The organism is Serratia plymuthica NBRC 102599 (assembly GCF_001590925.1).
Taxonomy (GTDB): Bacteria; Pseudomonadota; Gammaproteobacteria; order Enterobacterales; family Enterobacteriaceae; genus Serratia; species Serratia plymuthica.
Window position 1 is genome coordinate 15,508 of sequence record NZ_BCTU01000019.1, and the last position, 10,179, is coordinate 25,686.

Here is a 10,179-nt window from a genome sequence, read left to right on the forward strand (position 1 = left end):
GGCAACAGGCTTATGTTCAGGAGTGGCTGGTAATGGAAAATATTGCGATCGTGGGGTTGGGCTGCCTGTTTCCGGGGGCGGATTCCACGCAGAAATACTGGGAGAATTTGATTCAGTGCCGGGACTGCGCCTCGCCGCTTTCCGCTGCGGAAACCGGCATCGACCCTGCGGTTTATTACCATCCGGTGGCGGGAACGGCGGATAAAATCGGCTATAACCGCAATGGGCACATCCGCGATTTTCACTTTGATACCTCCGGCTACGCGCTACCGGCGCAAGAGCTGGAGACGCTGGATAACTTGTTCAAGTGGACCCTGCACGCCGCAGCGCAGGCGTTAAACGATAGCGGCTATCGCGGGCAGCCGCAGACGCTGGCAAAAACCGGCCTGCTTATTGGCAACATCGGCATGCCGACGCACAGCGGCAAGCGGCTGATGAGCCGTTTTTATCACCAGATGCTGACTCCCTATCTGCGTCAGTTGCTTGGTCGGGACGATTTTGCCTTCGACCGCGTCTGGCCTGAAGAGACGCTGTCCGACTTGAATCTTATCACGGGTGGCCATAATGCCACCGTCGCCGCCCAGGCGCTGGGGTTGCAGGGGCCGAGCTACGCGTTGGATGCGGCCTGCTCTTCTGCGTTCTACGCCATCAAAATGGCCAGTGATTACCTTGCCAGCGGCAAAGCCGACATGATGTTGGCGGGGGCGGTGTGCCATGCCGACCACATCTATATCGATCACGGTTTCAATGTGTTGCAGGCGTTTCCGCAGAAAGGGCAGTCGATCCCCTTTGACCGCACGTCGGAAGGCTTGAAGGCGGGAGAGGGCGCAGGCGTGATCGCCATGAAACGCTACGCTGACGCCATTCGCGACAACGATAAAATTTACGGCGTTATCGAGGCGGTCGGTCTCTCCAACGATGCAGGCAGCCGCCATATGCTGGTGCCCGACAGCAACGGACAGCAGCTGGCGCTGACACGCGCCTATGGCAAGGCCGAGCCGGATATCGATTATCTGGAGTGCCATGCCACGGGCACGCCGGTGGGCGATCAGATCGAGCTGGCGGCCATGGAAGCCTTCTTCGCGCAGGCGCCGACGCGCCCTCTGCTTGGCGCCAACAAAGGGATCAACGGCCATATGCTTACGGCCTCCGGCATGGGCAGCCTGTTCAAAGTGATCCTCGCCATGCAGCACAATCTCATTCCGCCTACGCCTGGCGTGCAGCAACTGGTTAACACGCCTGCCGGCCAACTCGGCCTGGAGGATGTGGTCCGCGAGGCCCGCCCCTGGCCGCAGCGCGATCGGCAAAAACGCGCCGGCATCAACGCCTTCGGTTTCGGCGGCGTCAACGCCCATCTGGTGCTGAGCGAGGATCACCCTGCGCTGCGTGCGGCGCTGCCGCAAGCCACAGAGCCATTAAAAGCAGAGCCGCTGGCGCTGGTCGGTATCGGCGTACACGCCGCCGATACCGAGGATACGCTAAGTCTCGATCGCACCTTCCGCGAGGGCAGGCAACATCAGCGCCCACTGCCCGCTACGCGCTGGTTGGGCGTAGAGCGCCAGCAGGATCTGCTGGCCACGCGCGGTATCGAACAGATCCCGCAGGGGGCCTGGATCGAGACGTTTGAATTTGACTGTAAACGCTTCCGGCTGCCGCCAAATGTGGTCGGCCCTCATCTGCTTTCGCATCTGTTTCTTCTGCCGGTGGCGGAACGCGCTTTTCTCGACGCGGGTTATGCCCTGGATGGCACGCGCCGTAATCTGGCCGTGATTGTCGCAGGCGGGGTGGATTACAGCTGTTTGCGTTATCAGGCGCGTAACGAGATTAGCTGGCAGCTGGAACAGAGTCTGCGCAGCCAGGGCATTGCGTTGAGCGAAGAGGATCTTCAGGCATTGCAGAATGTCGTGAAGGACAGCCTGTTCCCTGCGCCTTACCCCGAAGGTATCACCGGTGGCATCGGTAATGTGGTCGCCAGCCGGCTGGCTGCCCATTTGCACCTGAACGGACCGGCGTTCTCCCTTTACAGCGAAGAAAACGCCGCGTTTAAGGCCATTGAACTGGCGCAGTTCCTGCTGGCGCGCCACGAGGTCGAGGGCGTGCTGATCGCCAGTTGCAGCTTTGGCGGCGCGCTGGAGAATGTGCTGTGGGATCATCAATCCGTGCAGGCGAACCAGACGCCGGGCGATGGCGGCAGTGTGGTGGTCGTGCGCCGCGAGCAGGATGCGCAGCAGGCAGGAACGCCGATTTACGCCGTTATCGACGGGCTGGCCGTTGGGCACGAGTTGAGCCCGACGCTGGCTTACACCGCCAGCCGCCAGGGGATTGCCGATAGCGCCAGTCGCGCATTGCAGGCCGCTGGCTGTAGCGCGGCGGATGTCGACTATCTCGAACTCTATTCCGGAGCACGCCCGGGGGAGATGGAAACGGAACTGGCCGCACTGGCCGGCGTCTATGCCACGCCGGAACGGCAGGCGCCCGTGACGGTGGGAACGCTGAAGGCGCACTATGGCCATCTCGCTGCCGCTGCGGGGTTGCTGGGGATCGTGAAATGCGCGTTGCAGTTGTCGCAGCGCTATCTGCCCGCGGTGCCTGCGTTCAATCAGCACTCCTCGTTGGCGAAGCAGGCAGACGGACGCTTTAGACTGCCGCAGCAGACGCAGGAATGGGCACCGCCGAGGGGCGCTTTGCGTCGCGCGGCGGTCAACCATATCGGCATCGATCGCGCCTGTAGCCATCTGTTATTACGCGAGCCGCTGAGCGGGCCTCGCGCGCAGCCGGCCGCGGCGAACTCCGCAGCGAGAGGCGGGTTGACGGTCACCGTCTATACCGGGCGGGAGAAGCCGCTGGGCGAGTTCATCGTCAATGCGGATACGCTGGCGCGTTTTGCGCCGAGCAGCCCGAGGCAGACGCCGGCCGGGAATAGCCTGGCGAACAACATGGCCCTGCACCATCTGACGCGTCATGCGCAGACGCATCTGCATTACCTGCATGTTCAGCAAAATTACTATCATCTGATCCGCCAACTGCTGGCGGGGCAAGGCCCGGTCGCCGAGCCGCTGTTTAATGAGCAGCAGGTGATCGAGCTGACGGATGGGCTGGTGAGCAACGTTCTGGGGCAAGACTACGCGGGGGTGGATCAGTATCCGGTACGTACCCGAATGCCGTCGCCGCCCTACCTGTTTGTCTCCCGCATTACCGCCCTGAGCGCGAAAAAGGATCGGCTGGAACCCTGCTTTATCGAATGGGAATACGATATTGCGCCGGACGCCTGGTTCCTGGTCGACGGCAAAACGCCTCCCTTCGTCGCGCTGGAATCCTCGCATGCCATGATTGTCGCCTTCACCGTTATCGGTTGCGATCACCTGTTCAAAGGGCAGCTTTGCTACCGGGCGGTCGACAGCCAGACCACGGTCTACAGCGAAATGCCGCGTGCGGGCGAAATGTTGCGCGGGCGGGTAAATATCACCTCCTTTGTCAGGGCCGGCGGCGTGGCGCTGATTGCTTATGAATACTTCTGCTACGTCGGCGATCGGCTGGTGTTTAAGCTGGTCGCCAACTCGGGCTTCTTCGGCAAGCGCGAAATCGCCAACGCGCGGCAGATTGATACCACCGGCTATTTCGCGCGCGCCGCGCAGGCACGACCTTTTACGCCGCTGTTGCGTTGCGAGCGCCGCGAATTTGATGACGCTGCGCTGGATGCTTTGATCCGTGGGGACGTCGCCACCTGTTTTGGCCCGCACTACGCGGGGCACGCGGCCGGCACGCTGTGCGCACCCGATGCACGCATGCTGAACCGGGTCACATCGATCGATCCTTGCGGCGGTGCCTGGGGGCTGGGTGAGGCGATGGGCGAAGTGGATATCGATCCCGATCACTGGGTGTTCCGCGCTCACTTCAAGAATGACCCGGTGATGCCGGGCACCTTCCTTGTGGAGGGGTGTGAACAACTGGTGAAATTCTTCCTTATTACCTCGGCCTGAATGCCAGCCCCGACCTGGTGGCGCATACGCTATGTCACCACCAGTACAGCGCCAAGTTCCGCGGCGAAGTGAAATGCGAACGCGACGTGCTGCGCTACCGGCTGACCTGCAAGTCAATCGATGCGCGCTGGCGGCCCGATGGCAAAACGCCTGATGCCATCGCGTTGGTTTTCATCGTGGAAATTCTCTATCGCGGCTGCGTAATCGGCCTGTGCGATAACCTTGGCGCGGGCTACACGCACCGCCTTTCTCAAGACGCCAGTGCCCTGACGGCGCTTCAGACACAGGAAGTTTCATCATGAGCCCGCGTTTCTCCGTCAATCATTCGGGCGGTAAACGCCCGTTCGATGCCCTGCCGCTGGTGGCAGGTTCAGCCGCGCTTTATGACCTCGGACAAGCTTTACAGGTGGTTCAGTCCGGCGATGAGGCGCACCTCTGCGCCTTGGGCGAGGCGTTACCTTCGGCAGAGGCAAAGCCGATCGGCACCTTGCCTGCGGTAACGGAAGCGGAATTGGGTGACGGCAGCTTCTGCCGCGACTATGGCGTACGCATGGCTTACTACGCCGGCGCGATGGCGAACGGTATCCATTCGGAGGCGATGGCTATCGCGTTGGGGCAGCAAAAAATTCTGGGGATTTTCGGCGCGGGGGGGCTCGATATTCCCCGTATTGCCCAGGCCATAGCCACCCTGCGTCAGCATCTGCCCGATGGGCCTTTTGGCATTAACCTGCTGCATAACCCCGGCAACCCAGCCTGGGAAATGGCCTGCGTACAGCTTTGCCTTGAGCATCAGGTGACGATTGTGGAGGCCTCAGCCTATATCAACCTCAGCCCGGCGCTGGTCTGCTATCGCGCCTGCGGTCTGACGCGTGGACGCGACGGCACCATTGCACGCCGCAACCGCATTATCGCCAAGGTCTCGCGTCGCGAGGTGGCGCAATGTTTTCTGCGGCCGGCGCCGGAAAATATCCTGAAAAAACTGCTTGCCGACAACCTGATCAATGCCGAACAGGCTGAGCTGGCGCGTCAGGTGCCGATGGCGGACGACATTACCGTGGAGGGGGATTCTGGCGGCCATACCGATCAGGGCACGCTCGCCTGCATATTCCGCTCAGTGGTTCAGTTGCGAGACGACATTGAACGCGAATCGGGTCACCGCCATCGGGTGCGCATCGGCGCGGCCGGCGGCATTGGCACGCCGCACGCGGTGCGAGCCGCGTTCGCCCTCGGGGCCGCCTATGTAGTGACCGGTTCGATAAACCAGGCCTGCGTAGAAGCAGGCACGTCCGACGCGGCCAAACAGATGCTGGGGCGAGTGCGGATTGGCGATGTGGCGACCGCGCCTTCTGCCGACATGTTTGAGATGGGCGCCAAAGTTCAGGTGCTTAAGCAAGGCAGCATGTACCCGGTACGCGCGCAGAAACTCTATGCGCTCTACAAGCAGTATGAGGGTCTTGCTGCGTTGCCCGCCGACGACGTCACCCAACTGGAAAAACAGATTTTCCGTCAACCGCTGGCCAACGTCTGGCAGGAAACCGTGGCGTATTTTCAGCGCTGCGGCCGCCCGGAGGTCATTGAGAAGGCGCTGCAGCAGCCAAAGAAACAGATGGCGCTGGTGTTCCAATGGTATCTCGGACAGTCCTCGCGTTGGGCGATCCAGGGCGAAGCCGGTCGCGAAATGGATTATCAGATCTGGTGTGGCTCGGCGATGGGCGCCATGAACGAATGGCTACAGGGCACGCCGCTGGAAGATCCGGCCCAGCGTCACGTCGCGGAACTGGCGCATTTGCTGATGAGCGGCGCGGCCTGGCTGACGCGCACCGCACTGCTGGAACTGATGCACATCGCGCTGCCCGACACGCTCGGTCGCTATTCCCCCTTTAACCTGACGGTCGGCAGCGAGAGCCAGCCCGCCAGGCAGTCGCTGTCTATCCTTTCATCTTCCTGTAAACAAACGGAGAACGCACAGAATATGGACGCATCAACCAAGTTGTCCCTGGATGTATCGAAGAATTTTTATAAAAAATGCTGGGATCTGCTGCCCGGCGGCACGCACTACAACTTTGGCGATCCCGAACGACCGCTGGTGATTCCGTTCAATCGGGGGCGTAATTCGCGCGTCTGGGATCTGGACGGCAATGAACATCTCGATCTGTTCTGCAAGTTTGGCGCGCTTTTCGTTGGCCACCACAACGAAGCCTACAACGCGGCGTTGATGGATTACATGGGCAAAGTCACCTCGGTGGACACCTGCGATCTGGAGGTCGAGGTTTGCGAAACGCTGGTGAAACATATTCCCAGCGCGGAGATGGTGCGCTTCTGCCTGAGCGGTACCGAAGCGGTACAAAACGCATTGCGTCTGGCGCGCGGCTTCACCGGTAAAAACCGCTTTATCCGCTTCCACGGCCATTATCACGGCAACGCCGACAATATTATGGGGTGGCGCAAAAAACAGGATTTGAGTTACCCGGTACCGGAGCAGTTCAAAGGCGATCTGCTGGACACCTGGGGCCGCGCGACCGGGGCGATTGCCGATCAATCCTTTATGCTGCCGTGGAACGACATCGAGGTGCTGACCGCCACCATTGAGCGCTACCACGATGAGATTGCCGCCGTGTTGATGGAGCCGATCTGCATCAACGGCGGCGGTATTTTCCCGCGTGAAGGCTATCTGGAAAAAGCCAAGGCGCTGTGTGAAAAGTACAATATCGTCCTGATTTTCGACGAGATCATTACCGGCGTGCGTCTTGGCCTGGGCGGCGCGCAACAGCTGCTGGGCGTTACGCCGCATCTGTCGACTTTCGGTAAAGCGCTGGGCGGCGGCTCCATGCCGATCTCCGCCATCGTCGGGCGTCGCGACATTATGAACCTGTATACGCGCGGTAAGGTTATCCATGCCGGCACCTTCAACGGTTATCCGCTGGGCCTGGCCGCCATCAAGGCGACCTTCTCGCTGATAGAACAAGATCCCGGCTGTTATGAGCGCATGGCCGGCTTCACCCGCCAGATCTCGAACATCTTCGTTAAAGCCGCCGAATCGGTAGAGCTGCCGCTGGTGGTTCAGGGGATGCCGACGGCGCTGGTTTACCACTCGCAGAACTCGCCGGTCGATCGTTCCGAAGGGTACAGCGATAAGGTGAAATTCTGCGACATCATCATTCGTGAAATTTCCAAACGCTACGGTATCCAGTTCTCTCCGTTATCGCGCATTTACGCCAACATGCTGATGTCCCAGGACGATGTGCAGTTCTTTGAAGAGCGCATTTATGACGCAATGGCTAATGCGAGAAAAATCATCGACATCACCTTTAAAGAGGGCGTTGACGCATGAGCCATCAGGTCGCCGTGGTGACCGGTGCCGCAGGAGGGTTCGGCACGGCCATCGCCAGGGTGTTGCTGGATATCGGCTACCAGGTCGCCGCCGCAGACGTCAGTGCAGAACGGCTGACGCAACTGGCTGAGCGCCTGGGACACCCGGAAGGGTTGCATACCTTCGTTATGGATGTCACGCAGGAGGAGTCCATTGCCCAAGCCGCGCGCGAAATCGAAGCGCGCCTTGGCGCTGCGTTGACCGTGCTGGTGAATAACGCCGGCGTTATCGAACGCAGCTTCTGTCTTTCCGAGCGTGGTCTCAGCGGCGCGGCGCGCGTGCTGAACGTCAACCTGCTGGGCACCTTCAACTGTACCGCCGTGTTCTCCCGTTATATGGCGCGCCTGAAGTACGGGCGCATCATCAATATCGCCTCCATCGCCGGTATCTGGGGCGCTGCCGGCGGATCCGCTTACGCGGCCTCGAAGGCGGGCGTGATCTCGGCTACCGAGTCATGGGGGCGCGAACTGGGGCCGCTCAATATCAGCGTTACGGCGGTTGCGCCGGGCATCTGCAAAACCGAAATGCTCGCGCAATTCGTCGACCCGCACATGATCGATACCCCCGAAGAAGAGAAGATCGTGCGCTCCATCGTGCCGGTAGGCCGATGGGGCACGCCGGAGGATGTGGCGGAGGTTGTTGGCTTCCTCGCCAGCTGTAAAACCAATTACCTCAATACCACGGTGATCCCGCTGGATGGGGGGATGCGTGTCGGCACCCTTTAGCCGTCGCGGGTCAGGCTCATTTAATCGCTTTGTTGAGGGATGAACATGGTCAATGTTAATCAACAGGTAAAAAATATACTGCTTACCGGTGCAACGGGGGTATTGGGCGGCCGTATCCTGCTCGAAATCCTGCTGAGTACCGACGCCTGCGTGTACTGTCTGGTACGCGCCGCCAGCCCGCAGCAGGCGCTGGAGAGGCTGGAACAACTTCTCTATACCTACGATCCCGAACGGCGCAGCCGGGAACATCTCTGGCGCGTGATCCCGCTGATCGGGGACATCACCCAGCCACGGCTCGGGTTGAACCCGGCGGATTACCAGGAACTGGCAATGGGGATCGATCGCGTTATCCATTGTGCCGCTAACGTCAGCCTGGTGGCGTCGTACGGCAAAATCGCGCCGGTCAACGTCGGCGGTACGCAAAACCTGATTGCGCTGTGTCTGCTGGGCAATGTGCCGCTGCTCTATACCTCAAGCTTCAGCATCGTCGGCGATAAGCTTTACCAGGACGGGTTCACGCTGCAGGAAACGGATTTGGACGTCGGCCAGTCGTTTAATGACATGGACTACGAACGCTCCAAGTTCGAAGCGGAGCAGGCGGTACACGAGGCGGGTAAGCGCGGGCTGCGTTGGGTTATCACCCGGCCGGGCAATATCTGGGGCGACAGCCTCAGCGGGCGCTACCCGCTGGTGGAGACCCGGGTGAAGGGCATCTACTACGAGATGATCAAAGCGCTGGTGGAAACCGGCCTGACGTTTAGCTCGCGGGAAGATTTTGATATTACGCCGGTGGATTACGTTGCCCGCGCATCGCTTTGCGCGATAGTGGAAATAGACCGCTTCCAGGGCCGTACGCTCAACCTGACCCATCCCAACCCCATTACCTATGACGATATCGTCGACTTCCTGCGGCAGTACGGCTATCGCATCAGCACGCTGATCAACGCCGATTATTTCGACGCTCTGACCGAGAACCGCCTCTGGTTACAAGGCAAAGCTTATCGCTCCACCTTCACCGATCTGCTGGCGCTGTTCTACTGCGGCAGCGAAATCAGCGAGAAGGCCCGTTACGCCACGCAGCACACCCGTCAGCAGTTGTCGCATGCCGGGATTACCTGCGCGCCATGCGATCGGGCGCTGCTGTTCCGCTACTTCGATTATCTGGTGGAAAGTGGATTTATCGCCGCGCCCGGGCAGCAGGGGCCTGCCGCTGAAATTCGGGAAATCGTGCGTCAGGGCGGCTTCCTGGAGCAACTGTATGACGCCGATCTGCGCTGAAAACATCACACATTATTGAGGGAGATTAGAGACATGACAGATCAGGATCTGCGCGTCACCTTGGTCCAGAGCGACATTATCTGGGAAGACGCCGAACGCAATCGCCGCCGTATGGCGGAGCACATCGCCAAGGCCGAAGCCAGCGACATTATTATCCTGCCGGAAATGTTCACCACCGGCTTTTCCATGGCGCCGCGGGGGATCGCGGAAACCATGCAGGGGCCTGGGGTCGCGTGGATGCAGGAGCGCGCCTCTCATTCCGGCAGCGCGTTGGTAGGCAGCATGATCATCACCGAAGAAGGGCGCTTTTATAACCGCCTGCTGTTTGTCACGCCGGACGGCGGCATTGCGCACTACGACAAAAAACACCTTTTCTCTTTTGCCGAAGAGGACCGGGAATATACCGCGGGCGAGGCTCAGTTGGTGGTTAAGCATCGCGGCTGGCGCATTGCGCCTTTTATCTGCTACGACCTGCGCTTTCCCCTCTGGTCGCGCAATGCGGACGCTCGCTACGACGTCGCTCTCTATATCGCCAGCTGGCCGGAAAAGCGCGCGGCGCATTGGCAAGCCCTGCTCACCGCGCGGGCGATTGAAAATCAGAGCTACGTGATTGGCGTCAACCGCGTGGGAGAGGACGGTAACCGGCTGCGCTACAACGGCCACTCGATGCTTATCGACCCGCTCGGCGAGGTTCTGATCGATGAGGTGGAGGTGGAAAGCGTGCGCAACGCCACGCTGTCACGTGAGCATTTGCTGGGCGTCAGGGAGCAATTGCCTTTCCTCAGGGATGCAGACGCGTTTGCGCTGATCTAACCCCTTTTACCGT

At 60.3% G+C, this 10,179-nt stretch carries 6 protein-coding genes; all 6 read left to right on the forward strand.

Annotation, left to right across the window (positions count from 1 at the left end; all coding sequences use genetic code 11):
* Nucleotides 1-32: 32 nt before the first annotated feature.
* From SPL01S_RS13190 to SPL01S_RS13210, 6 genes are read left to right on the forward strand one after another with little or no spacing between them, the layout of a single operon-like run.
* On the forward strand, nt 33-3,980 hold the full coding sequence (locus tag SPL01S_RS13190) for a polyketide synthase family protein (protein ID WP_232246950.1): 3,948 nt from the start codon (nt 33-35) through the stop codon (nt 3,978-3,980).
* Between the two features lie 17 nt (nt 3,981-3,997).
* Entirely contained in the window at nt 3,998-4,282 is a 285-nt protein-coding gene (locus SPL01S_RS25705; protein ID WP_232246951.1) for a hypothetical protein, read from the forward strand.
* Nucleotides 4,279-7,311: a PfaD family polyunsaturated fatty acid/polyketide biosynthesis protein gene (locus tag SPL01S_RS13195; protein WP_063200407.1), complete on the forward strand. Its 3,033-nt coding sequence runs from the start codon at nt 4,279-4,281 to the stop codon at nt 7,309-7,311. The genes SPL01S_RS25705 and SPL01S_RS13195 overlap by 4 nt, the downstream gene beginning before the upstream one ends.
* A complete protein-coding gene (locus SPL01S_RS13200; protein WP_006328024.1) occupies nt 7,308-8,075 on the forward strand; it encodes an SDR family NAD(P)-dependent oxidoreductase in 768 nt (255 codons plus the stop codon). Before SPL01S_RS13195 ends, SPL01S_RS13200 begins: the two co-directional genes overlap by 4 nt.
* Before the next feature lie 45 nt (nt 8,076-8,120).
* Complete coding sequence (locus SPL01S_RS13205; protein ID WP_063200409.1) at nt 8,121-9,353, forward strand: SDR family oxidoreductase; 1,233 nt, start codon at nt 8,121-8,123, stop codon at nt 9,351-9,353.
* A 33-nt stretch (nt 9,354-9,386) separates the two neighbouring features.
* Nucleotides 9,387-10,166, forward strand: coding sequence for an amidohydrolase (locus tag SPL01S_RS13210; protein WP_063200412.1), 780 nt, complete (start codon nt 9,387-9,389; stop codon nt 10,164-10,166).
* Nucleotides 10,167-10,179: the final 13 nt, after the last annotated feature.